This window comes from Promicromonospora sp. NPDC060204 (assembly GCF_042728455.1).
Taxonomy (GTDB): domain Bacteria; phylum Actinomycetota; class Actinomycetes; order Actinomycetales; family Cellulomonadaceae; genus Promicromonospora.
The window spans coordinates 1-21,209 of the sequence record NZ_JBHWZO010000010.1 but is presented as its reverse complement, the minus strand read 5'-3'; the positions used below and the strand labels follow the sequence as shown (position 1 = coordinate 21,209).

Here is a 21,209-nt window from a genome sequence, read left to right as displayed (position 1 = left end):
GGTGAGGATCGGTAGGTCCACGCTCGCTGAGCCCGGCGGCGTGCGCACCGGCCGGGAGGCCGGAGCTCACCTGGCCGATGAGACGGTCTCTTTCTCGTGCTTTCGGCGGGTACGCCGAGGCACGCCGATCCCTAGGCTGGAGCCGTGGTCACCTCCCGGCGCTCCATCTGGCATGAGCCGCGGCCTGCTGACGCCCGGCCCATCGGTCGGCTCGACTGGCTGCTGGCGGGCGTGTTCGCGGCCGCCGCCCTGGTCGAGGGCATCGTTCGGCCGGGCTTGGCCTGGCGACCCCTTGTGACGGTGCTCGCCCTGGCGCTGGTGCCTGCCCTGCTCTGGCGGCGGAGCCGCCCCCTCGTGGCCGCCCTGGTCGGGTGGGGCGTCGCGGGGCTGCTCTCGGTCCTCCAGCTGACCGCGCACGCCGGGGACCTCGGCCTCTACTCCATGATCGCCGTCCTGATCCTGCTCTACTCCCTGGTGCGGTGGGGCTCGGGACGGGAGATCGTCCTGGGGACGGCGTTCGTGGCAGTCGTCGTCGTGCTCGGGATGTACGCCACGTCCACGGGCTGGACAGACGTCTTCGGCGGCAGCGTCCTCCTGCTGCTGTTCGTCGCCCTCGCGGCGGTGTTCCGCTACCGCGCGGACCTCTGGCATCGCCGACAGAGCGAGATCCGCAACCAGGAGCGGGTGGCGCTGGCGCGCGAGCTGCACGACACCGTGGCCCACCACGTCTCGGCCATCGCGGTGCAGGCGCAGGCCGGTGGCGTCGTCGCCGCCGTCCAGCCCGAGAAGGCTGCCGAGGTCCTGGCCGCGATCGAGTCCGAAGCATCGCGAACCCTGGCGGAGATGAGATCCATGGTGCGGGTGCTGCGTGAGGAGGAAGCCGCCGCCTACGCACCGCAGCAGGGCGTCGCGAACCTGCCTGCTCTGGCGCGCGCCGAAGCGACGCCCACCGTCGAGGTCTCGCTGAACGGTTCGTTGAGCCGGCTGGCACGCCCCGTGGACGCCGCGCTCTACCGGCTGGCGCAGGAGTCGCTGACCAACGCTGTACGGCACGCCCGGAGCGCGACCCGCATCGGGATCGACGTACGCCGGGAGGGCGACGCCGTCAGGCTGTGTGTCAGCGACGACGGAGAGACCGCTCCGGGGCCGGTCCCGGAGCCGGGGTTCGGCCTGCTGGGCATGGCCGAACGCGCCCAGCTCCTCGGCGGATCACTCTCCGCGGGGCCGGGGCCCGAGGGTGGCTGGGTGGTCGAGGCCGTGCTGCCGGCGGAGGCGCCGGCATGAGCATCCGTGTTGTCGTGGCCGACGACCAGGACCTGGTCCGGACCGGGCTGGTGATGATCCTCGGCGCGCAACCCGACCTCGAGGTCGTGGGGGAGGCAGCAGACGGGCTCGCAGCGCTCGACCTGGCAACCCGGTTGCGTCCCGATGTCCTCCTCGTCGACATCCGGATGCCCGGGCTCGACGGCGTCGAGGTGACACGGCGCCTGGCCGGGCCGGACGTGACGGACCCGATGGCGGTCGTCGTGATCACCACCTTCGACCTCGACGAGTACGTCCTCGGCGCCCTGCGCGCCGGCGCCCGCGGCTTCCTGCTCAAGGACGCCGGGCCGGAGCTCTTAGTGCAGGCCATCCACGCGGCGGCCAACGGGGACGCGCTGATCGCCCCCAACGTCACCCGCCGGCTGTTGGCGACCTTCGCCGACCAGGCACCGGCGGTACCGGTTCAGCCCGTCGACCCGCTCACCAAGCGTGAGGAGGAGGTGCTCGCGCTGGTGGCACGGGGCCGGACCAACGCCGAGATCGCCACCGTGCTCTTCGTCGGCCTGAGCACGGTCAAGTCCCACGTCGCGTCGTTGATGACCAAGCTCGGCGCCCGCAACCGCGTCGAGATCGCGATGTGGGCGTACGACACCAGACGCGTGAGAGCCGATTAGGTGCGGCGCAGCCCTCCGGACAGTGCGCCTCAGATGGCCCGTGCGAGTCGTCGTTTCTGGACGGCCGACGGTCGCGGGTCTGCGGCGAAGCCGGAGCAGTCCGGGCACTCGGTGATCTCGGCGTGACGGCAGGAGAGGAGGTGCTCGAGGAAGCGGCCCGTCGCCTGTAGCTGGTCGACGGCGTCCATGATGCGCGATCGGTGTTCCTCGATGAGGACTCGCCTCGCATCATCGTCCGCGGGACGGAGCTCGCGAATCTGCGCGAGCGAGAGACCAGCGCGCTGGCAGCGCCGGATCACCAGCGCCCGACTGACCGCCTCGTCGTCGTAAACCCGCTGACCGGTGGCTGAACGCGGCGGAACCAGTACGCCCACGTCCTCCCAGTGCCGGAGCACGTGAGTGTCGACGCCGACGATCGAGGCCGCGTCTCCGATACGAAGCTCCGACATGTCGAAACCACTCCTTGCCTTCAGGTCGACCTGAAGAAATAGTGTCGCACGCATGCCGCATTCGCCCCATGTTTCCGACGCCCCCGATCTGTCCTCCCGCGCGCCGTTGCTGCCCGTTCTCGGCCGAGCGGTCGCCGCCCTGGTCGCCCTGTCGTCTGACCGTCGTCACCCTCGCCTGCCTGACGAGGCCTTCCGCAGGTCTCTGCGTAACGTCGGTCTGCCCACGCCCGCCGTCTCGGTCACGCTGACTGCCTTCGAGCAGGTGGCCAGGTCGGTGCCGACCATGGCGATCGTGCAGGGTCTGCGCGATCCGGCGCGGGTACGGAACTCGATGACGGCATTTCTCGTGCGGCACCCGACTGCGACGTTCTTGATGGATCCGGCGATCTGCGGGGATCTCGACCAGCGGGTACTGCCGCAGCTTCCGAAACCGTTGCGTGCGGCCGTGACCCCGCCGGCCGACGTCATCAGCGTGACCGAGTCCCTCGCGCAAGCCGGACTTGATGCAGATGACATCGACTTCGCGTTGCCCACCCACCTGCACTGGGACCATGTCTCAGGCCTGGTCGACCTGCCGTCGATCCCGGTCCGTACCAGTCACGCCGAGTGGAACTGGGCGATGGATGGGCGGCGCGCGCCCCTCGGGGTGGCTCGCCGAGCACTCGAGAACCGCGACGTGAGCTTCTACGAGCTGGACGGTCCGCCGGTGCTGACCTTCGAGCGCAGCCACGATCTCTTCGGCGATGGCTCGGTCGTGCTGGTCGACATGGCCGGTCACACCCCGGGAAGCGTCGGCGTGCTCCTGCATCTCGGCGCCGGCAGGTGGGCGCTCATGGCCGGCGACTCGGTCTGGCACACCCTCCAGGTTCAGACCGTACGACCCACGGCATCCTTCCCTGGCCGCCTCGCCGACGCCGACCGCACGACGGCGTTCCAGACCGTCCAGAGGCTCGCTGCGGTGGGGCCGGAGGTCGTGATCGTCCCGACGCACGACCATGACGCCTCAGCGCGCTACCGGCGTGACGGCCGCTCGGTTGGCACCATGTGACAGAACCAGCAAGGCCCGGAACCGTTGAGGTTCCGGGCCTGGTGGCTCCCGCGGTTGGACTTGAACCAACGACCGTCCGATTAACAGTCGGATGCTCTGCCAGCTGAGCTACGCGGGATCGCATTCGCCCGTCCCGTGGACCGGGTGGGCGACCGGTGAAAACTCTAACAGGTTCCCGGGGGTAGTCCCGACTCATATCTGATCTGCGCGGGAGCGGCGTCGATCACACCGCGCAGCCCCCGCGCGGATGTCACGGTCTACCCCGTCATTGGGCCTGGAATCACCCTCGTTCCGGGCCCAATGACGGGGTAGACCATGACTTTCGGCGGCACCCCCGCCAGCCCCCGCTCACGCGCGACGACCAGTCACCTCACCGCCCCACCATCCCCATCCCGGCCTCGTTGTACCGGTCGCCCTCCACCCCCACGCGCGCGGCCAGTCCGTTCAGGTCGGCCACGTCGTCGGCGGAGAGAGCCACACCCGTGGCGCCCACGTTCTCCGAGACCCGCGCGAGGCGCCGCGTCCCCGGGATCGGCACGATCCACGGCTGCTGCGCCAGCAGCCACGCGAGCGCCACCTGACCCGGCGTCGCGCCCTGGGCCTCCGCGAGGGCGCGCACGTGGTCCACGAGCACCTGGTTCGCGTCGCGGTTGGCGGCAGTGAACCGCGGGATCGACGCCCGCATGTCGTCGCTCGTGAACGACGTCGTCGCGTCGACCGCCCCCGTCAGGAACCCGCGCCCGAGCGGGCTGAACGGCACGAACCCGATGCCGAGCTCGGCGAGCGTGGGCAGCACCTCGGGCTCGGGGTCGCGGGTCCACAGCGAGTACTCGCTCTGCACCGCGGTGACCGGGTGCACAGCGTGCGCGCGCCGGATCGTGGCCGGGCTCGCCTCGGACAGACCGAAGTGCCGCACCTTCCCGGCGTCGACCAGCTCCTTGACCGTGCCGGCCACGTCCTCGATCGGCACGTCGGGGTCCACGCGGTGCTGGTAGAAGAGGTCGATCACGTCAGTGCGCAGGCGGCGCAGGGACGCGTCGGCGACGGCGCGGATGTGCTCGGGCCGGCTGTTCAGGCCCACCGTGGCGCCGTCCTCGATGCGCCAGCCGAACTTGGTGGCGATCACCACCTGGTCGCGCACCGGCTCCAGCGCCTCGCCGACCAGCTCCTCGTTGACGTACGGCCCGTAGACCTCGGCGGTGTCGACGAGGGTGACGCCCCGCTCCACGGCGCCCCGCAGCACGCCGATCATCTCCTCGCGCGTGCCCGGGTTGGGGCCGTAGCCCTCCGACATCCCCATCGCGCCCAGGCCGATCGCGGAGACCTTCAGGCCCTGGCCGAGCGTTCGCTGATGCATCGTCACAGTCTCCTTCGCAGTGGGTTCGCGGACACACGCTAGACCTGCGGCCTGGACCACGGCCCAGGACAAAAGGCCCACGGCACCACGCCAAGGGGGTTCCGCCAGTACCGGCTAAGCCAGGGACTCCCCGCGCCGACCGAGGTGTTGCACCGTAGGACGGACGGCCGTGCCCCGCGGTCGGTGCAGGCGGCGCCAGGGGGCGCCCGGAAGGAGCAGCGATGAGCTGGACCGAGCAGGAGCTGAAGCAGGTCGACGACACCGACGAGCTGCGCGTCTCGTCCTACCGGCCGGACGGGACCCTGCGCCCGTACGTGATCATCTGGACGGCGCGGGTGGGCGACGACGTGTACGTCCGCTCCGCCTACGGCCCGGACAACGGCTGGTTCCGCCGCGCCAAGGCCTCGGGCACCGGCCGGGTCCGCGTGGGCGGCGTCGAGCGCGACGTCCGCTTCGAGGTCCCGGACGACGACGTCCACGCGTCCCTCGACGACGCCTACCGTGCCAAGTACGGCAAGTACGAGAAGCGCATCGTCGACACCGTGGTCGGCCCTGCCGTGGTGGCGACGACGCTGCGCGTGGTCCCGCAGGACTGAGCGCGGCCGCCCCGGGTAAGCCGGGCAAGCACGGTCAGGCCGGCAGCCCCGCCGCGCTGCGCACCCGCGCCTCGGCTGCGTCGACCGCCTCCGCGGTCGCGGGATCCGCGAGGTCGACGTCGCTGCCGCCGATCACCTGGGAGAACAGCTCGCCGTCGACCCGGCGCCGGACCGCCACGCGGGCGGACCGGCCGCCCGGCAGCTTGACCGGTTCCGCCAGGACCACGGACCACTGCACCCGCTCGCGCAGCACCTGGGGCAGCACGGTGCGGCGGCCGTCGAGCGTCAGCGGCGTCGGCTCGTCGCCGTCCACCCAGTGCACGCGGATCACGTTGGAGTCCGTGTCGTAGGTAGCCCGGTCCACGTCGGCCCACTCCCGGTGCACGACGACGGACGGGGCACCCCGCGACTCCGTGTCGCCCTGGCCGGTTGCCGCCTCGGGCGCGGAGATCAGCAGCAGCTCGGCGCGTGTGGCGAACGCCCACGCCTCGCCCGCCGAGGTGACCAGCGCCGCCCGGGCCAGCACCGAGTCGGTGCGGTGCGAGCGGACGGTGCGGCGGACGGCCTTCTGCGGGCGGTGCGCGAACCACGAACGGAACCCCATGGGCCCACGTTAGTGGGGACCGGCGCCCGGGCCGTGCAGCCCGCGGGGCGACGTCGGCAGGTCAGCCCCGCACGCGGGCCGTCGCCCCTTCGGACCCGCTGACGCCGGTCCGGCGCGCAACCGTGCGAAGGTGGCACAGTTCACCCCCTGATAGGTCGGCGGGTACCTCCCGGGTGCCGTAGGTTCTGGCCTCGTGACCTTGACGAACGCCGCGCCGCCCGCCGAACCGACGGACGCGAAGGCCGACGGATCGGCAAGAGAGCGGCGGGAGGCGAAGGCCCGCCGTCGGCGCACCCTGCGGATCTCCCTCGCCGCGACGATCGTCGTGGTCGTGCTGCTCGGCCTGGCCGGGCTCGCCTGGTACCTGGTCTCGGACGTCGAGGACCTCGGCGACCAAAAGGTCGCGGCCGCGCAGCTCCTGGCCAACTCGTCGGAGCGGGTCGCCGACCCGGGGACCCGCGTTGCCCTGTCGGCCGAGATCGCGGAGGCCGACAACCTGCTGGCCGAGCCGTTCCTCACGCGGCTCACCGTCGGCACGTCGGACACCGCCGCGTCCCTCGCCGCGGCCTCTGATGCCGTGCGGGCCTCGATGGTGGACCTCGCCCGCAGCGAGGTCACGTCGGCCCGCGAGAGCTTCGCGGGCGCGGGCAAGCGCGCCGAAAAGATCTACGCCGCCACCGAGGGCAAGGGGGTCGACGACGACGTCCGCTCCCAGCTGCGAGAGGCCCTGGACTCGGGCACCGCGGTCGACGCCGCGGCGGACGCGACCCTCGCCGGGACCGACCTGGCCGACCTGGGTCAGGCCGAGCACGACCTGACCACGACCCGCTCCGTCGTCACCATGGCCACGGAGGCGCTGGTCACCGCACAGGACGCCGTCAGCTGCCCCGCACCCGACCAGGTCTGGGACCCGGACAGCGGGCTCCTGCCGGACGAGGCGCTCGCGCCCATCCCGTGGGCGCCCGACTTCGTCGTGCGGGCAGACGTGCTGGACGGGCTGATCGCGCTGGACGCCGCCTTCCAGGCGGAGTTCGGGCAGCACCTCACGATCAACTCGGCCTACCGCACCTACGCCACGCAGGAGGAGCTGTACGACCCGTCCTCGCCGATCGCCGCCCCGCCGGGCTGCTCCAACCACGGGCTCGGGCTCGCGGTCGACATCGGGGGCGGCGTCGAGACGTTCGACACCGCGCCGTACAACTGGCTCAAGGCCAACGCCGCGACCCACGGCTGGACGCACCCGGCGTTCGCCGAGCCGGACGGGCGCGTGCCGGAGCCGTGGCACTGGCAGTCGACGCTCGCTCGCGCGAACTGACGGGGCCCACCCAGCCGCGCGTGTTTTGACCGTGTTGTCTTTTTCGCCGTGCGAGTGAACCCGGACCGGGTCAAGGTCGGAAGAACGCGGCGCGACCCAGCGCCCGCGCGGTGGAAGGAGATAGACATGCCCGGCTGGCTCATCCTCATCCTGATCGGTGTCGCCCTCGTGATCCTCGGGGTCGCGACCGAGATCGGTCAGTTCCTCATCTGGATCGGCGTGATCGTCCTCGTGGCGAGCCTGATCATCGGCCTGGTCGGTCGCAGGCGCGTCTGACGCACGACGTTCTCCCGCCGGTCCGGCGCCCGCTGCAGGGGCGCCGGGCCGGCGGCTTTCTTACGCAGGCGCGGTCGATGCATGCGGGTTAATGTCGTTGCAAAGTCACAGACAGGGGACCCGTGAGCACTGCGACGCCTTCGTCCGGAACATCGATCAACCGCACCACCCGGCGTCGCACTGCCGTGGCCGTGTGCCTGCTCCTGGCGGTGACGTTCCTGGTGCCGGGGCTGTCCGGGGCGTTCGCCCAGGAGGGCACCGGACGGCTCTCGCTGTTCAAGCGCATCGAGAACCTCGACACCGGTGCGTCCGAGGGCCGTCGTGAGCTCTGGACCATGCACGCGGAGAACGTCGCGACCGGCGAGGTCATCGAGGGGGACGGTCTCAACGGCGTGCAGTCCCTGGAGGTACCGGCCGGCACGTACAAGATCTCGGAGTCCGGCGGCGTGTCCGGCTACCGGTTCGAGGCCTGGAACTGCGGCGGCGCCGACATCGCCGACCCCACCCCGGAGGTCACGGTCACGGCGGGCGGGAACCTCACGTGCACCGTGGAGAACGTGGCGATCAAGCCGGGGCTCACGCTGGTCAAGGAGATCGACGGCGGCACGGCGTCGCCCGAGGACTGGACCCTGCGCGCGCAGGGTCCCGAGTCGATCAGCGGTGCCTCCGGCTCCGAGGCCGTGACGAACCGGCCCCTGCGGATCGGGCAGTACACCCTGTCCGAGGAGGGCGGGCCGGACGGCTACCGCAACGCGGGCTGGACCTGCGACGGCGCGGACCTGACGGGCGACGTCGTCACGCTGGAGCTCGGGCAGGCCGCCACCTGCACGGTGCGCAACGTCGGCTCCCCGAGCGGCGCCCTGCCGACGCTCACCCTGGTCAAGGAGGTCGCCGGCGGACCGGCCGCGGCGACCGACTGGACGCTCACGGCGGACGGGCTCCGGCCGCTGTCCGGGACCACCGGGTCCGACGACGTCACCGCGGCGGCCGTGCTGCCCGGCACGTACACGCTCGGCGAGGACGGGCCCGCCGGCTACACGGGTGCCTGGTCGTGCAGAGGCTCCGCAGCCGGGGACGGTGCGGGCGGGACGGTGCGGGTCGCCGTCGGCGAGGATGTGGTGTGCACCGTGACCAACACGTGGCAGGGCGGGCAGCTCACTCTGGTCAAGCAGCTCGCCGGCACGACCACGGCGCAGGCCGCCGACTGGGAGCTGACCGCCGCCGGTGACGGCGCGACGGTCAGCGGGTCCACCGGGTCCGACGCCGTCACCGCCGCGGCCGTCCCCGCGGGCGACTACACGCTCTCGGAGAGCGGCTGGACCGGCTTCGACGCCGGCGCCTGGCAGTGCGTGGGCGGCGCCCTCACCGGGAGCACGGTCACCGTCGCGACCGGCGCCGACGTGACCTGCACGATCACCAACACGGTGGTGCCGCCCCACCTGACCCTGGTCAAGGTCGTCGACGGCGGCCCGGCCGCCGCGGCGGACTGGACCCTCTCGGCCACCGGCCCGCAGGAGGACGGCAGCCCGGGCACGATCAGCGGTCCCTCGGGCGGCGTCGAGGTCTCGCACGTGACCGTCGGCGAGGGGGACCACGTCCTCGCCGAGGCGGCCGGCCCGGACGGGTACGAGCCGGGCGAGTGGGTGTGCGACGGCGCCTCCGGCCAGTCGGGCGCCACGGTCACCGTCGGCCCGGGCGACGACGCCGTCTGCACCATCACGAACACGTACACGGAGGCGACGCTCACGCTCGTCAAGGAGGTCGAGGGCGGCTCCGCCGACCCCGCCGACTGGACGCTCACCGCCACGGACGACGCCGGCCGGGCGGTCGCCGAGGGGGCCTCCGGCGGTGACGCCGTGACCGACGTGCACGTCCCTGACGGGGCCTACGACCTGGCCGAGAGCGACGGCTGGTCCGGGTACGTCTCCGCGGGCTGGGCCTGCGACGGCGGCACCCTGGCCGGCAGCACGGTGACGCTCGCGCCGGGCGACGACGTCACCTGCACCGTCACGAACACCGCCCAGCTGCCGCACCTCACGCTGGTCAAGGAGCTCGACGCCCGGGGCTACACCGGCGACGCCGGGCCGACCGACTGGACGCTCACCGCGCAGGGCCCGGACGCGTCGCTCTCGGGCGCGACCGGCAGCCCCGAGGTGTCGCACGTCTCGGTCGAGCCGGGCCGGTTCGACCTCGGCGAGACCGGCGGCGAGGACGGCTGGACCGCGCTGGCCTGGGAGTGCGACGGCGCCCGCGTCACGGGCTCCACCGTGGTCGTCGAGCCGGGCGACGACGTGGTCTGCACGGTGACGAACCACTGGCTCGCCGGCGAGCTGACGCTGCACAAGCAGGTCGTCGACGACGTCGTGCCGGTGGACGACTGGGAGCTCACCGCGATCGGCCCCACGCCGCTGTCCGGCCACGACGGCAGCGCCGACGTGACCGACGTGCCCGTCGCCGCCGGCGACTACGACCTCGCGGAGTCCGGCAGCGAGTGGGACTACGAACAGGTCGAGGTCGACTGCGTGGGCGGCGAGATGCTCGACGAGGACACGGTCCGCGTCGAGGACGACGAAGATGTCGAGTGCACCATCGTCAACCAGGTGCTCAACCCGCCGTCGCCGTCGCCGTCACCCTCGCCGTCGCCGAGCGATCCGTCGCCGTCGCCGTCGGTGACCGACCCGTCGCCGTCGCCCTCGGGCTCGACGCCGGGGCCCACCGACTCCGGATCCGCCACGCCGACCCCGGGTGGGTCCGGCGGCCCGGGTGGCGACGGGTCCGGCTCGGACGGCGCAGGCGGCTCGGACGGCTCGGGCACGGACGGCAGCGGCTCGCCCGGTTCGATGGCCGCGACCGGCGCCAACGTGCTGTTCGCGCTGGTGGCGGCGGTGATCGCCGTCGGCGCGGGCCTGGCTCTGCTCTGGTTCCGTCGCCGGCACAGCTGAGGGGTCAGCGGCCGCCCCCGGCGGCGAGCCGCATCAGGTCGGTCGTGAAGTCCACGTCCGCGGCCGACCGGTCGGCCCGGGTCGCGTTGCCCGAGAACTGGTGCTGGTACCCGTCCCACGCGGTGTCGGCGATCTCGCGGCCTGCGCCGCTGCGCAGCAGCAGCGCGAGCTCGGTGGCCGCGCGCGTGATCCGCGTGCCGAGGTCGGGGGAGCCCCAGTCCTCCGGCGTCGCGTACACGGACGTGGGCACGGGCATCGCACGCAGGAAGGCGAAGAGCGGGCGGAGCTGCTCGTCGGGCACCATGGCGTGCCGCGCGCTGCCCCCGGTCGCGGCGAGGATCACGGGCGTGGCCACGAGCAGGTCGTTGTCCAGCACGTCGGCGAACGACTTGAACAGGCCGCTGATCCCGGCCTTGTAGACCGGGGTCGCGGCGATGACGGCGTCCGCCGCGGCGAGTCGCGTGATCGCGCGCTTCAGCTCCTCGCCGGGGAAGCCGGAGACGAGGGCGCGGGCGATGTCGGTCGCGAGCGGGCCGAGGTCGATCACGCTCGCCGTGGCGGGCACCCCGGCGTCCCGGAGCGTGTCGAGGGTCTTCTGCGCGATCCGGTCGGTCAGCAGCCGGGTCGACGACTGCTCGCTGACGCCGGCGCTGACCACCACGAGGTCGAGCGGGGTGGTGCTCATGGGTGACTCCCTTCGAGCAGTGCGGTGCTGAGGTCCCGGAGCGTCTCGAGCTGGCTCCGGTCGAGGGCCCGGGTCATGGCCCGGGCGACGTGGCGCGCGTGCTCGGCGCCGATCCGGTGCTGGAGGGTGGCGCCGTCCGCGGTGAGCCGCAGGCGACAGGCGCGGCCGTCGTCGGGGTCGTCCTCGCGGGCGATCAGCCCGCGCTGCTCCAGGCGGGCGACGAGGCGCGAGACGCCCGCCTGGGTGAGGAGGACGTCGTCGATCAGGTCCTTGATGCGCAGGCCGTCCGGGGCGGCGGACAGGGCGTAGAGCACCCCGTACTCGTTGGGCAGCACGTCCTCCCAGATGTCGGCCGCCTCGAACTCGCGCGCGATGGTGGCCTGGGCCCGGAAGAGCGCCTCCCAGGCCTCGTTCGCGAGCCGCGTGGTGCCGGCCATCGTCAGGCCACCGCCGGGAACCGGGCCTGCACCGAGGCGTCCGTGTCGTGGTAGGGCGAGGGGCCCGACAGGTTGTCGCCGCGGTTCGGGTTGGGCCGGGGCTGGCGCGGCTCGGCGTCGCCGTACTTGGCGGTCACCAGGCTCGCGTGCGTGGGCGCGTCGGGGACGCCGGGCGCGCGGCGCGACTCCGTCTCCTTGCGCAGCACCGGGACCACCTCGGTGCCGAGCAGCTCCACCTGCTCCAGGGCCAGCTCGACGGGCAGGCCCAGGCCGTCCAGGTTGAAGAGCTGGCGCTGGTAGTCGCCGAAGCCCTCCTGGAAGGTCAGGACCTTGTCGATGATCTGCTGCGGGCTGCCGACGGTCAACGGGGTGTCGCGCATGTAGTCCTCCAGCTTCATGCCGCGGAACAGCGCGTAGTTCTCGAAGTACGGGCGGAACGTGTTCACCGCGTCCTGCGACCGCTTCGCGATGAACGCCTGGCCGCCGAGGCCCACGATCGCCTGGTCGGCGCGGCCGTGGCCGTAGTGCTCGAACCGCTGCCGGTAGAAGTCGACGAGCGGCTTGAAGTGGAAGTTCGGCGCCAGCACGTGGTTCGCGAAGTACCCGTTGCCGTAGTACGCGGCCTGCTCGGCGATCTCGGGCGTGCGGATCGAGCCGTGCCAGACGAACGGCGGCACGTCGTCCAGCGGGCGCGGGGTGGCGGTGAAACCCTGCAGCGGGGTGCGGTACTGGCCCTCCCAGTCCACGACGTCCTCGCGCCAGAGCTGGTGCAGCAGGTTGTAGTTCTCCAGGGCGAGCCCGACGCCGTCGCGGATCTTCTTGCCGAACCACGGGTAGACGGGCGCGGTGTTGCCGCGGCCGACCATCAGGTCGAGCCGGCCCTTGGCGAGGTGCTGGAGCATCGCGTAGTCCTCGGCGACCTTCACCGGGTCGTTGGTGGTCATCAGGGTGACCGACGTGCTCAGCACGATGTTCTTCGTCAGCGCGGCGATGTGGCCCAGCAGCGTGGTCGGGGAGGACGGGATGAACGGCGGGTTGTGGTGCTCGCCGATGGCGAAGACGTCCAGGCCCACCTCGTCGGCGCGCTGCGCGATGCGCACGATGTTGCTGATCCGCTCCGCCTCGCTCTGCGTGTATCCGGTGACCGGGTCGGGTGCGATGTCGCCGACGCCGAAGATTCCGAACTGCATGGGTTCGCCTTTCCGAGCGCTGAGTTGCATGACTGGTTATGCATCTCCAACAACATGACCGGTCATGTATTCCCAGCCCCGCCGCACCCGGGGCGCGGAGGGGGTTGCCATCTGAGAAACCGGTTACTAGGATCTGGGAAACCGGTTACCCGTATTCACCCGCTGCGCGCACCACAGCAATGTCCCGCATTCAACGACGAACGTGAGGCAATGAGATGAGACGACCAAGAGCTGTCCAGATCCTCTCGGCGGTGGCCGCGACGGCCCTCGCCGTCGCGATCGGGGTGACCGCACAGTCCGTGCCGGACGCCGCGGCCGCCACCGGCTCGGCCTCCGGGTACGCGACCCAGAACGGCGGCACCACCGGCGGCGCCGGCGGCCAGACCGTCCGGGCCACGACCGGCACGGCGATCCACACGGCGCTGTGCAGCCGGGCCAGCAGCAGCACCCCGATCATCATCGAGGTGTCGGGCACCATCAACCACGGCAACACCAGCAAGGTCTCGGGCGGCAGCTGCAGCACGGCCGACGACGTGATCGAGCTCAAGCAGATCAGCAACGTGACGATCGTCGGCGTCGGCAGTGGTGCCGTCTTCGACCAGATCGGCATCCACATCCGCGAGTCCAGCAACATCATCATCCAGAACGTGACCGTCCAGAACGTGAAGAAGTCGGGCTCGCCGACGTCGAACGGCGGCGACGCGATCGGCATGGAGAGCGGCGTCCGCAACGTCTGGGCCGACCACCTCACGCTGCTGGCCTCGGGCGGCGAGTCGGAGGGCTACGACGGCCTCTTCGACATGAAGAACGACACCAAGTACGTGACCCTGTCATACAGCGTCCTGCGCAACTCGGAGCGCGGCGGGCTCATCGGCTCCAGCGAGAGCGACCTCTCCAACGGGTTCGTCACGTTCCACCACAACCTGTATCAGAACCTCAACTCCCGCACGCCGCTGCTGCGCGGCGGCATCGCCCACATCTACAACAACCACTACGTGGGCCTCGTGGAGTCGGGCATCAACTCGCGGGCCGGCGCCAAGGCGAAGGTGGACAACAACTACTTCGAGGACTCCAAGGACGTGCTCGGCACGTTCTACACCGACCAGGCCGGCTTCTGGCAGGTCGCGGGCAACGTCTTCGACAACGTCACCTGGTCGAGCCCGGGCGAGGACAACAACCCGGCCGGCCCCAACCCGACGTCGAACACCTCCGTGAGCATCCCCTACTCCTATCCGCTGGACGCGGCGAGCTGCGTGCCCGCCGTCGTCGCCGACACCGCGGGGGCGAACACGGGGCTGCAGGTCTCGGACGGGAGCTGCACGCCGACCGACCCCACGGACCCGACCGACCCGACCGATCCGCCGACCGACCCGACCGACCCGCCGACCGAGCCGCCCACCGGCACCAACCTGAGCCTCGGCGCCGGCGCCGACGGCTCCAGCAAGGCGAGCGGCACCAGCTACGGCAACGTGCTCGACGGCAGCACGAGCACCTACTGGTCCCCGGCGAGCTCGACCGGGCGCGTCTCGGTCAAGTGGGGGTCCGCGACCACGGTGTCGTCGATCAACGTCCGTGAGGCGTCCGGCGCCGTCGGGAACATCGGCACGTGGCGCGTGGTGAACAACGACAACGGCGCGGTGCTGGCCACGGGCAGCGGCGCCGGCGTCATCAGCTTCGCGTCCACCTCGCTGAGCAAGATCAACTTCGAGATCACCGCGTCGTCGGCCACGCCGCGGATCGCGGAGCTGGAGACGTACGCGGGTACGCCCTCCGGCGGGGAGGACCCGGGCGGCGAGGACCCGGGCGAGGAGCCCGGTGAGGAGCCGACGGCGGACGCGCTCTACGTGGCGCCCGGCGGCAGCTCCGGTGCCTCGGGGACCGAGTCCGACCCGACGACGCTGGCCTCCGCGATCGGCCGGATCGCGGCCGGCGGCACCATCTACGCGCGGGGCGGCACCTACAACCTGTCGCAGACGGTCGACATCCCGCCGGGCAACAGCGGCACCTCGGGCAACCGCACCGAGCTGTTCGCCTACCCGGGCGAGACCCCGGTGCTGAACTTCTCGGCGCAGAGCGAGGACCCCGCCAACCGGGGCATCGCGATCGGCGGCGACTGGTGGCACCTGCGCGGCATCGTCGTCGAGCACGCCGGCGACAACGGGATCATGCTCGGCGGCGACAACAACGTGATCGAGCGGGTGGTGACCCGGTTCAACCGCGACTCGGGCCTCCAGATCTCCCGGTACACCGCCGGCGCGCCGAGCAGCGAGTGGCCGTCGAACAACCTCGTGGTGTCCTCGGAGTCGCACGACAACGCCGACTCCGACGGCGAGGACGCCGACGGGTTCGCGCCCAAGCTCACCGTGGGCTCGGGCAACGTCTTCCGGTACACCGTGTCCCACAACAACATCGACGACGGCTGGGACCTGTACACCAAGGACGACACCGGACCCATCGGGGCGGTGACCATCGAGGACTCGCTCTCGTACGAGAACGGCACCCTGTCCGACGGCTCGCAGGCCGGCAACGGTGACCGCAACGGCTACAAGCTGGGCGGCGAGGACATCTCGGTCAACCACGTCGTGCGGCGCAACATCGCGTTCGACAACGGCAAGCACGGCTTCGGCTACAACCGGAACCTGGGCTCGCTGACGGTCTCGAACAACCTGAGCATCGGCAGCGCGGAGCGGAACTTCAACTTCGACGGCGGCTCGTCGACGTTCCGCGACAACACGTCGTGCAACAGCGGGTCGAACGACCGCATCATCGGCACCGACGCGGGCGGCAACCAGTGGTGGTCCGGCTCGAACGGGTCCCGGTGCGCGCAGTACTCCGGCGCGCTGAACTGGTCGTTCGCCTCGGACGGGCGCCTGGTCGTGACGATCGGGGGGACCACCGTCAACCTGTGACCGCCCCGGTCCGAGGGGTCGGTGCCTGAGACGAACGCCCTGGGGAGTGCGGTGATACCTCCCCAGGGCGTTCCTCGTTGCCGCGGGCGGGTACGGCTCAGTTCAACAGGGAGAGCAGGACCGTCGCGGCGCCGTCGTCGTCGATCGAACCCGTGCTGTACGACGCGGCCGCGAGGACGAACGGCGGGGCGTGTCCCATGGCGACGTCGTAGGCGGCCCACCGGAACATCTCGACGTCGTTCTCGCCGTCGCCGATCGCGACCGTGCGGCTCGCCTCGACGCCGAGCTCCATGCGCACCTTTGCCAGCGCAGAGGCCTTGGAGATGCCGGGCGGGGTGACGTCGACCCAGTCGGACCGGGTGGCGATCGCCGTCAGGCCGCGCGCGACCAGCGCGGGCACCATCCGGTCGGCACCGGGTCCGTGCAGGACGATCCGGGGCGTCGGGTTGACCAGGAACTCGCCGATCGGCGCCTGGTGCTGGGCGCCGTTGAGCTCGTGGGCGGGGAACGGGGCGCTGACCCGCCAGCCCTCGCCGACGATCTCGGCGGCGACCCGGACGGCGGGCGCCTCCTTGAGCGCGACGTCGATCACCAGGACGGCGTCGACGGTGTGCTCCTCGACCACCTGATAGTGCTCGCCGACCAGGTGCGCGGTCACCGCGCCGTTGCTGGAGACGATCCACACGTCCGTGAGCCCGAGCTGCAGCGCGGCGGAGACCGCGCCCAGCACGGAGCGCCCGGTGGCCAGGACGACGTGATGGCCGGCCCCGAGGACCTCGCCCATCGCGTGGCGAACGGCCGACGTCGGCGGGTGTCCCGTGCGCAGGAGCGTCCCGTCGATGTCGCACGCGATCATCAGCCGGGTGGCGAAGCTCGCGTCCGGCGCCGCGCTCGGGGGCTCGGTCGTCATGTTCTGGAGATTATTGGTGCTCTCCGGCCCAGGTGGGGCGGACACGGCGAGATGCTCGGCGATCAGGCTGGAAATTCCCCCAGGTTCGGAAGACGCGCCTTGTCCGTTACGGGCTACAGGCCGGTCTGGTCGACGCCGTATGTCGCTTGCTCCACGGTGAACTGGTCGCCGTACTTGGAGGAAAGCTGATCGATGAGGCCCTGTCGGCTGAACGAGTCGTAGTCCAGGTAGTCCTGTGCAGCCTTGGCGGCCTGCTCGTTCCAATCGACGTCCAGCGAGTCGACGGCGAACTCTGCGTCCTTCACGGGGAAGGCTTCGCCGTACTCGCTGGACAGCTGGTCGATCAGGCCCTGCCGTGAGAAGGCCTGGTAGTCGAGGTAGTCCTGCGCCGACGCAATGGCTTGCTGCTGGGACTCGGTGAGTTCGGGCTCGGTCTTTTCCTTCTTGGTGGGCTCCTCGGCCTTCTTCTCGGCCTTGTCCGCGGACGCCTTCGGCGTCGACGCCGGGGCGGAGGAGGGGACGCGAAGGTGACGCGCTATCCAAGCAGCGACAGCAGGGCGCTCGCGGCACCCTCGTCGTCGATCGACCCAGTGCGGTGTCTCGCAGCCGCCAGCACGAACGGCGAGGCGTGCCCCATGGCGACGTCGTGAGCGGCCCACCGGAACATCTCGATGTCGTTCTCACCGTCGCCGATCGCGGCAGTGCGGTCCGTGTCGACGCCGAGCTCGATGCGGACCTTCTCCAGCGCAGAAGCCTTGGAGATCTGGGGCGCTGTGACGTCGACCCAGTCGAGCCGCGTTGCGATGGCGGTCAGACTCCGGGCGAGCAGCGTGGGAACCAGGCGGTAGGCGTCTGGCCCGTGCAAGGCGATCCTGGGCGTCGAGCTGGTCCGGAACTCCGCGATCGTGGCCAGACGCTGGGCGCCGTTGAGCTCGTGGCTGGGGAAGGGCGCTGACACACGCCAACCGGCGCCGACGATCTCGCCGGCGATGCGGACGGCCGGGGCCTCTTTCAGCGCGACGTCGATCACGGCCGTGGCGTCCACCGTCTGCTGCTCGACGACCCGGTAGTGGTCGCCGAGCAGGTGCGCTGTCACCGCGCCGTTGCTCGCCACGATCCATACGTCGCGCAGACCGAGCTGCAGGGCGGCCGTGACCGCGCCCGTCAAGGACCGGCCGGTGGCGAGGGCGACGTGGTGGCCGGCCCGGAGGACCTCGCGGGTCGCGTGCTGCACGGCGGCCGTCGGTCGTTGCCCGGTGCGAAGAAGCGTCCCGTCGATGTCGCACGCGACGAGGAGCGGCGCGGTGGGCTCGGTGTTCGCTCTGGTCGGCTGCGCCGTCGCGGGGGTCATGCCGTGGACGATATTGACGTGCAACCCGTCCCGCGAGGAATATTCTCAATTATTCTCGGTCAGCGATCTGCCGGCCCATCCGCGCTAGTGCGTTGCGTGCTTTGTCCTCGTAGACCGCGTCGAGCGCCATGGCTTCGAACACCTTTGTGTACTGCTCGATCTCCTGGGGCTGGGCCAGGTTGAGCTGTGCGGATACCGTTTCGACGACGACCAGGTGATCGTCGTAGACCCAGAAGGCATGCTGCGGTACGACCGTGTAGGGCCGATCGAAGGGGATCACGCCGATCCGGACGTTGGGCAGCATGGCCAGGTTGATGAGGCGGTCGATCTGGCCGCGCATCGCGGTCGGCGGGCTGACGTAGTTCAGAAGTGCCGCCTCGGTCAGGACCAGGCGGAACTTCTTCGAGGTGTCGTAGAGGATGTTCTGCCGCTGCATCCGGGCGGCGACCACCTGGTCGACCTCCTCTCGGGAGGCTGGTCCGTTGCCGGCCCGCTCGATGATGCCCCGTGCGTATTCGGGCGTCTGCAGGAGGCCGGGCACGATCGTGGGCTGGAAGCCACGGAAGATCCGGATGTCCTGCTCCTGGCGTCCCATCGCGGTCTGTTCGGCGGCGAGGCCTGTCCGCATCACCCGCCGCCACTCGCGATGGCGGGTCTGGAGCGTATGCAGGTCTGCGAGCAGTGCGTCGGTCGCGCGGTCATCTCCGGTAGCGCGACACCAGGAGCGCACGTCGTCGTCAGTGGGCGTCTGCCGGCCGTTCTCGATCTTGGAGACCTTCGGCTGGTTCCACGACAACGAGGCGGCGAGCTGCTGGCCGGTCAGGCCGGCAGCCCGCCGCAGGTCCCGGAGGCGCGCGCCCAGCTCGTTGCGGGCGGCCCGGATATCAGGGTTGGTCGAGGTGTTCCGCGGCAAAGTCGTCTCTCGTGGTGGCGCGGTGCCACGCGGCATCACGCCGGTAGTTGAGGTCGACCAGGGTCGTCGGGTCCTCGATGGGCTCGGCGTCGAGGGCGACGCCGTCGTCGAAGCGCATCCTGGCAGCGGTGCGGGAGTCGAACAGCCAGTAGTCGAACCCCGGGAGTCCGGCTGCGTCGTGCCGGGCGAGATACCGGATGTCTTCACCAGCCTCATTGTTGAACGCCGCGGTCCACAGCCCGAACCTGTTGTAGTCCGACAGCGGCAACGACACGACCCGCACGCGCCGGATGACCCGGCCCCCACGAGTCCGGGATCGCACGGTGCTCAGCCAGCCCTCCAGCCAGGCCATGTCGGTGGTCCCTGTCGCCAGGTACCGGGCCATGGGCTCGCGCAGGTTCGGGGAGTTGTACCGGTCGAGGGTCTCAAGGCGGTAGGCGGTGTGCTCGAACTCGGCGAAGAGCTTGCCGACGTCGGGCGCCGACGGGTCCTGGGAAGTCAGGGTCGGCCCTCCTGCTCCTTGTGCGCGATGTACATCTCCAGGATCTCGTACGGCACCTCGACGATGTCCTCGTGGCCGGGGATCTTGCCAACGTCGGCCAGCGCGGCACCGTCGGTGACCTTCCAGCCCTGCACCAGGAACGTCTTGCGGTCGGTGCGGTCCGTGGCGAACAGCGTGGGGGAGTTGACGTCGGGCGACTCGGGGTCCTTGCCGATGAAGCGTGCGCGCATAATGGGCTCCCATGCTCGAATATCCGGCGAACCTTGTCGGACCATGGTCGGCCGTACGGCGAGGCGCCGTCAACTAGCGGTGACTCTGTCCTTGCGCGAGGTCCGGGGCTTCGTGATCTCGTTGCCCTCTCCGTCGCGCAGCACCTTCCTGCCGTCCTGGTACAGGCCCACCAGGCCGAGCAACCCGAAGAACGCGGCGGGCAGCCACAGGAGGAGCCACCAACCACCCTGCACGGCCCACCAGCCAAAGGCGACGGCGAGGGCGAGGAAGAAGATCGCCAGGCCCACTCCGAACGGATCGCGTTTTGCCCGGCTCGCCTTGTCGGTCGACGCCGCAAGCCGCCGAACCCTGGTGTCGATCGACTCCTGCAGGACCGCCCGCATGGTCGACTCCTCGTGCAGGTTGGCGAGGATCCGCTGGTCCTGCTCGACCTCGTCGCGCACGTGGGTGCTCCGCGCCCGCTTCAGCCAGAGAGCAACCACTCCGAGCAGCGAGGTCGCCGCCGTTCCGACGAATTCCCAGGGTATTGATGACGCTGCTTCGGTCTCCACGGTCAGAAAGTATGACCGCAGTTTCACTCCTCCAGGTACATCGCACCCGCAGTGCCCCGTACAGGACTTGAACCTGTGACCGAGAGATTACGGAAACCTCCGTCGTTCGATATGCGCTGGGTCTCGATGTTTGCCGATCGTTGCAGCGAGGCGGACCGCGCGGGTGCTGTAGGTATGCGTACGTGCTCACTGTTTGCTGGTCATTCCGTGGGGTTTTCGCTGGGCTCGCAGGGGCGCAGGTCGCTCCAGTGTTCGTACACATGTTCGATGGTGCCGGGTACCCTCCACATAGGTTCCGTATACCGCGCACCGTTCAGTGCGGCGGCCCGCTGACCTGTACGGGGACTGGGTAGTGTCACGCATGTGAGGGAACTTGAGTCAGCGATCGGAGTGTGGTGGGTCGAGACAGACCCTGGTCATCGGGTGCCTGGCTACATCGAGCTAGCTCCTGACGAGCCGAGCTTTCCTTGGCGGCTCACTATCGACGGCCAGCTCTATCCGAAATTGCCACTCGGAGTGGACCAGACGGTCACGATCTTCGGTGACACGCCCGCAGGTGAGTTCACGCTGGAGCATGCGTCGCGTCGCAGTTGGTTGTCCCGTGATTCCGGCGAGCGAGTGATGCAGCAATGGCGCGGATTTCGGTTGCTTGATGGCGGTCACCTTGAGTCCGGGGCAGTCTTGAACTGGGCGGCGTTTCGCTTGCCCCATCTTTGGAACTGGTTCGGGCCCACAAGTCTCAATAAGCACTCAACGAACTTACTCGAACCGGCAGCGGATTCCGCTGAGGACACCGAGTGGTTTGATGCGGAGCTTGTCGACGGGATGAAGCTCAGCCTGGGGCGAGTTAAGGCGACCTCGTTCGAAGCTGCTGGACGTCGTTCTACCACTCACTGGATCGGAACATATAGCGTCACGTCGAAAGTCGGATTCACTAAAGAGCAACTTCATACCGTTTGCGATGGGATGGCGAAACTTCATTCGTTGGTCACGTCTATTCCAATCG

22 protein-coding genes and 1 tRNA gene are annotated in these 21,209 nt (G+C 70.4%); 9 read left to right on the top strand and 14 right to left on the bottom strand.

Annotated features, from left to right (window positions below; translation table 11 throughout):
• Positions 1–144: 144 nt before the first annotated feature.
• Positions 145–1,284 carry a sensor histidine kinase gene (locus ACFWEJ_RS02710; protein WP_377227663.1) on the top strand — a complete coding sequence of 380 codons (1,140 nt, stop codon included), beginning with the start codon at positions 145–147 and terminating at the stop codon, positions 1,282–1,284.
• Positions 1,281–1,937 (top strand): response regulator, encoded by a 657-nt coding sequence (locus ACFWEJ_RS02705; RefSeq protein ID WP_377227662.1) that lies wholly within the window; start codon positions 1,281–1,283, stop codon positions 1,935–1,937. The genes ACFWEJ_RS02710 and ACFWEJ_RS02705 overlap by 4 nt, the downstream gene beginning before the upstream one ends.
• A 29-nt stretch (positions 1,938–1,966) precedes the next feature.
• Here ACFWEJ_RS02705 and ACFWEJ_RS02700 read toward each other — a convergent pair whose 3' ends face one another.
• On the bottom strand, positions 1,967–2,386 hold the full coding sequence (locus tag ACFWEJ_RS02700) for a MerR family transcriptional regulator (protein WP_377227661.1): 420 nt from the start codon (positions 2,384–2,386) through the stop codon (positions 1,967–1,969).
• Between the two features lie 52 nt (positions 2,387–2,438).
• Between ACFWEJ_RS02700 and ACFWEJ_RS02695 the strand changes: the two genes are divergently transcribed.
• Positions 2,439–3,434 carry an MBL fold metallo-hydrolase gene (locus tag ACFWEJ_RS02695; RefSeq protein WP_377227660.1) on the top strand — a complete coding sequence of 332 codons (996 nt, stop codon included), beginning with the start codon at positions 2,439–2,441 and terminating at the stop codon, positions 3,432–3,434.
• Positions 3,435–3,476: 42 nt separating this feature from the next.
• Here ACFWEJ_RS02695 and ACFWEJ_RS02690 read toward each other — a convergent pair.
• Together ACFWEJ_RS02690 and ACFWEJ_RS02685 are read right to left on the bottom strand one after the other, a co-directional pair.
• A tRNA-Asn gene (locus ACFWEJ_RS02690) sits at positions 3,477–3,552 on the bottom strand.
• Positions 3,553–3,804: 252 nt separating this feature from the next.
• Positions 3,805–4,791 carry an aldo/keto reductase gene (locus ACFWEJ_RS02685; protein ID WP_377227659.1) on the bottom strand — a complete coding sequence of 329 codons (987 nt, stop codon included), beginning with the start codon at positions 4,789–4,791 and terminating at the stop codon, positions 3,805–3,807.
• Positions 4,792–5,012: 221 nt separating this feature from the next.
• Between ACFWEJ_RS02685 and ACFWEJ_RS02680 the strand changes: the two genes are divergently transcribed.
• Complete coding sequence (locus tag ACFWEJ_RS02680) at positions 5,013–5,387, top strand: DUF2255 family protein (protein ID WP_377227658.1); 375 nt, start codon at positions 5,013–5,015, stop codon at positions 5,385–5,387.
• A gap of 34 nt (positions 5,388–5,421) precedes the next feature.
• Here ACFWEJ_RS02680 and ACFWEJ_RS02675 read toward each other — a convergent pair whose 3' ends face one another.
• Positions 5,422–5,991 (bottom strand): hypothetical protein, encoded by a 570-nt coding sequence (locus tag ACFWEJ_RS02675; protein ID WP_377227657.1) that lies wholly within the window; start codon positions 5,989–5,991, stop codon positions 5,422–5,424.
• A gap of 193 nt (positions 5,992–6,184) precedes the next feature.
• On the opposite strand from ACFWEJ_RS02675, the gene ACFWEJ_RS02670 reads away from it, so the two are divergent.
• The 3 genes from ACFWEJ_RS02670 to ACFWEJ_RS02660 all read left to right on the top strand — a co-directional run bounded on the left by ACFWEJ_RS02670 (position 6,185) and on the right by ACFWEJ_RS02660 (position 10,524).
• Positions 6,185–7,306 carry a M15 family metallopeptidase gene (locus ACFWEJ_RS02670; RefSeq protein ID WP_377227656.1) on the top strand — a complete coding sequence of 374 codons (1,122 nt, stop codon included), beginning with the start codon at positions 6,185–6,187 and terminating at the stop codon, positions 7,304–7,306.
• 126 nt (positions 7,307–7,432) lie between these two features.
• Positions 7,433–7,582, top strand: coding sequence for a hypothetical protein (locus tag ACFWEJ_RS02665; RefSeq protein WP_285103938.1), 150 nt, complete (start codon positions 7,433–7,435; stop codon positions 7,580–7,582).
• A gap of 122 nt (positions 7,583–7,704) precedes the next feature.
• A complete protein-coding gene (locus ACFWEJ_RS02660) occupies positions 7,705–10,524 on the top strand; it encodes a hypothetical protein (RefSeq protein WP_377227655.1) in 2,820 nt (939 codons plus the stop codon).
• A 4-nt stretch (positions 10,525–10,528) separates the two neighbouring features.
• Here ACFWEJ_RS02660 and ACFWEJ_RS02655 read toward each other — a convergent pair whose 3' ends face one another.
• The 3 genes from ACFWEJ_RS02655 to ACFWEJ_RS02645 are packed head-to-tail and all read right to left on the bottom strand — an operon-like array spanning position 10,529 to position 12,836.
• Positions 10,529–11,209 (bottom strand): CE1759 family FMN reductase, encoded by a 681-nt coding sequence (locus ACFWEJ_RS02655; RefSeq protein WP_377227654.1) that lies wholly within the window; start codon positions 11,207–11,209, stop codon positions 10,529–10,531.
• Positions 11,206–11,646 (bottom strand): MarR family winged helix-turn-helix transcriptional regulator, encoded by a 441-nt coding sequence (locus ACFWEJ_RS02650; protein WP_377227653.1) that lies wholly within the window; start codon positions 11,644–11,646, stop codon positions 11,206–11,208. The genes ACFWEJ_RS02655 and ACFWEJ_RS02650 overlap by 4 nt, the downstream gene beginning before the upstream one ends.
• Positions 11,647–11,648: 2 nt before the next feature.
• Positions 11,649–12,836 (bottom strand): CE1758 family FMN-dependent luciferase-like monooxygenase, encoded by a 1,188-nt coding sequence (locus tag ACFWEJ_RS02645; RefSeq protein ID WP_377227652.1) that lies wholly within the window; start codon positions 12,834–12,836, stop codon positions 11,649–11,651.
• Between the two features lie 215 nt (positions 12,837–13,051).
• On the opposite strand from ACFWEJ_RS02645, the gene ACFWEJ_RS02640 reads away from it, so the two are divergent.
• Positions 13,052–15,745 carry a polysaccharide lyase family 1 protein gene (locus ACFWEJ_RS02640; protein WP_377227651.1) on the top strand — a complete coding sequence of 898 codons (2,694 nt, stop codon included), beginning with the start codon at positions 13,052–13,054 and terminating at the stop codon, positions 15,743–15,745.
• 97 nt (positions 15,746–15,842) lie between these two features.
• Here ACFWEJ_RS02640 and ACFWEJ_RS02635 read toward each other — a convergent pair whose 3' ends face one another.
• The 7 genes from ACFWEJ_RS02635 to ACFWEJ_RS02605 all read right to left on the bottom strand — a co-directional run bounded on the left by ACFWEJ_RS02635 (position 15,843) and on the right by ACFWEJ_RS02605 (position 20,203).
• A complete protein-coding gene (locus tag ACFWEJ_RS02635) occupies positions 15,843–16,655 on the bottom strand; it encodes an HAD family hydrolase (protein ID WP_377227650.1) in 813 nt (270 codons plus the stop codon).
• Positions 16,656–16,768: 113 nt separating this feature from the next.
• The gene (locus tag ACFWEJ_RS02630) at positions 16,769–17,053 is read right to left on the bottom strand and encodes an Ltp family lipoprotein (protein ID WP_377227694.1); all 285 of its coding nucleotides are present in this window, start codon (positions 17,051–17,053) and stop codon (positions 16,769–16,771) included.
• A 137-nt stretch (positions 17,054–17,190) separates the two neighbouring features.
• Entirely contained in the window at positions 17,191–18,006 is an 816-nt protein-coding gene (locus tag ACFWEJ_RS02625) for an HAD family hydrolase (RefSeq protein WP_377227649.1), read from the bottom strand.
• A 49-nt stretch (positions 18,007–18,055) separates the two neighbouring features.
• On the bottom strand, positions 18,056–18,919 hold the full coding sequence (locus ACFWEJ_RS02620; protein WP_377227648.1) for a helix-turn-helix domain-containing protein: 864 nt from the start codon (positions 18,917–18,919) through the stop codon (positions 18,056–18,058).
• Positions 18,891–19,421 (bottom strand): DUF6879 family protein, encoded by a 531-nt coding sequence (locus tag ACFWEJ_RS02615; RefSeq protein ID WP_377227693.1) that lies wholly within the window; start codon positions 19,419–19,421, stop codon positions 18,891–18,893. Before ACFWEJ_RS02615 ends, ACFWEJ_RS02620 begins: the two co-directional genes overlap by 29 nt.
• Entirely contained in the window at positions 19,418–19,651 is a 234-nt protein-coding gene (locus ACFWEJ_RS02610; RefSeq protein WP_377227647.1) for a hypothetical protein, read from the bottom strand. Before ACFWEJ_RS02610 ends, ACFWEJ_RS02615 begins: the two co-directional genes overlap by 4 nt.
• Before the next feature lie 69 nt (positions 19,652–19,720).
• Complete coding sequence (locus ACFWEJ_RS02605) at positions 19,721–20,203, bottom strand: hypothetical protein (RefSeq protein WP_377227646.1); 483 nt, start codon at positions 20,201–20,203, stop codon at positions 19,721–19,723.
• Between the two features lie 363 nt (positions 20,204–20,566).
• Here ACFWEJ_RS02605 and ACFWEJ_RS02600 point away from each other — a divergent pair.
• Positions 20,567–21,209: hypothetical protein (locus tag ACFWEJ_RS02600; protein ID WP_377227645.1), on the top strand; the 643-nt coding region annotated here is incomplete at its 3' end.

What these genes read in the sequence shown, in the direction of transcription:
- ACFWEJ_RS02705 (WP_377227662.1), top strand. Translation starts at nt 1,281, where the DNA reads ATGAGCATCCGTGTTGTCGTGGCCGACGACCAGGACCTGGTCCGGACC.
- ACFWEJ_RS02700 (WP_377227661.1), bottom strand. Translation starts at nt 2,386, where the DNA reads ATGTCGGAGCTTCGTATCGGAGACGCGGCCTCGATCGTCGGCGTCGAC.
- ACFWEJ_RS02695 (WP_377227660.1), top strand. Translation starts at nt 2,439, where the DNA reads ATGCCGCATTCGCCCCATGTTTCCGACGCCCCCGATCTGTCCTCCCGC.
- ACFWEJ_RS02685 (WP_377227659.1), bottom strand. Translation starts at nt 4,791, where the DNA reads ATGCATCAGCGAACGCTCGGCCAGGGCCTGAAGGTCTCCGCGATCGGC.
- ACFWEJ_RS02680 (WP_377227658.1), top strand. Translation starts at nt 5,013, where the DNA reads ATGAGCTGGACCGAGCAGGAGCTGAAGCAGGTCGACGACACCGACGAG.
- ACFWEJ_RS02675 (WP_377227657.1), bottom strand. Translation starts at nt 5,991, where the DNA reads ATGGGGTTCCGTTCGTGGTTCGCGCACCGCCCGCAGAAGGCCGTCCGC.
- ACFWEJ_RS02665 (WP_285103938.1), top strand. Translation starts at nt 7,433, where the DNA reads ATGCCCGGCTGGCTCATCCTCATCCTGATCGGTGTCGCCCTCGTGATC.
- ACFWEJ_RS02655 (WP_377227654.1), bottom strand. Translation starts at nt 11,209, where the DNA reads ATGAGCACCACCCCGCTCGACCTCGTGGTGGTCAGCGCCGGCGTCAGC.
- ACFWEJ_RS02650 (WP_377227653.1), bottom strand. Translation starts at nt 11,646, where the DNA reads ATGGCCGGCACCACGCGGCTCGCGAACGAGGCCTGGGAGGCGCTCTTC.
- ACFWEJ_RS02645 (WP_377227652.1), bottom strand. Translation starts at nt 12,836, where the DNA reads ATGCAGTTCGGAATCTTCGGCGTCGGCGACATCGCACCCGACCCGGTC.
- ACFWEJ_RS02640 (WP_377227651.1), top strand. Translation starts at nt 13,052, where the DNA reads ATGAGACGACCAAGAGCTGTCCAGATCCTCTCGGCGGTGGCCGCGACG.
- ACFWEJ_RS02635 (WP_377227650.1), bottom strand. Translation starts at nt 16,655, where the DNA reads ATGACGACCGAGCCCCCGAGCGCGGCGCCGGACGCGAGCTTCGCCACC.
- ACFWEJ_RS02625 (WP_377227649.1), bottom strand. Translation starts at nt 18,006, where the DNA reads ATGACCCCCGCGACGGCGCAGCCGACCAGAGCGAACACCGAGCCCACC.
- ACFWEJ_RS02610 (WP_377227647.1), bottom strand. Translation starts at nt 19,651, where the DNA reads ATGCGCGCACGCTTCATCGGCAAGGACCCCGAGTCGCCCGACGTCAAC.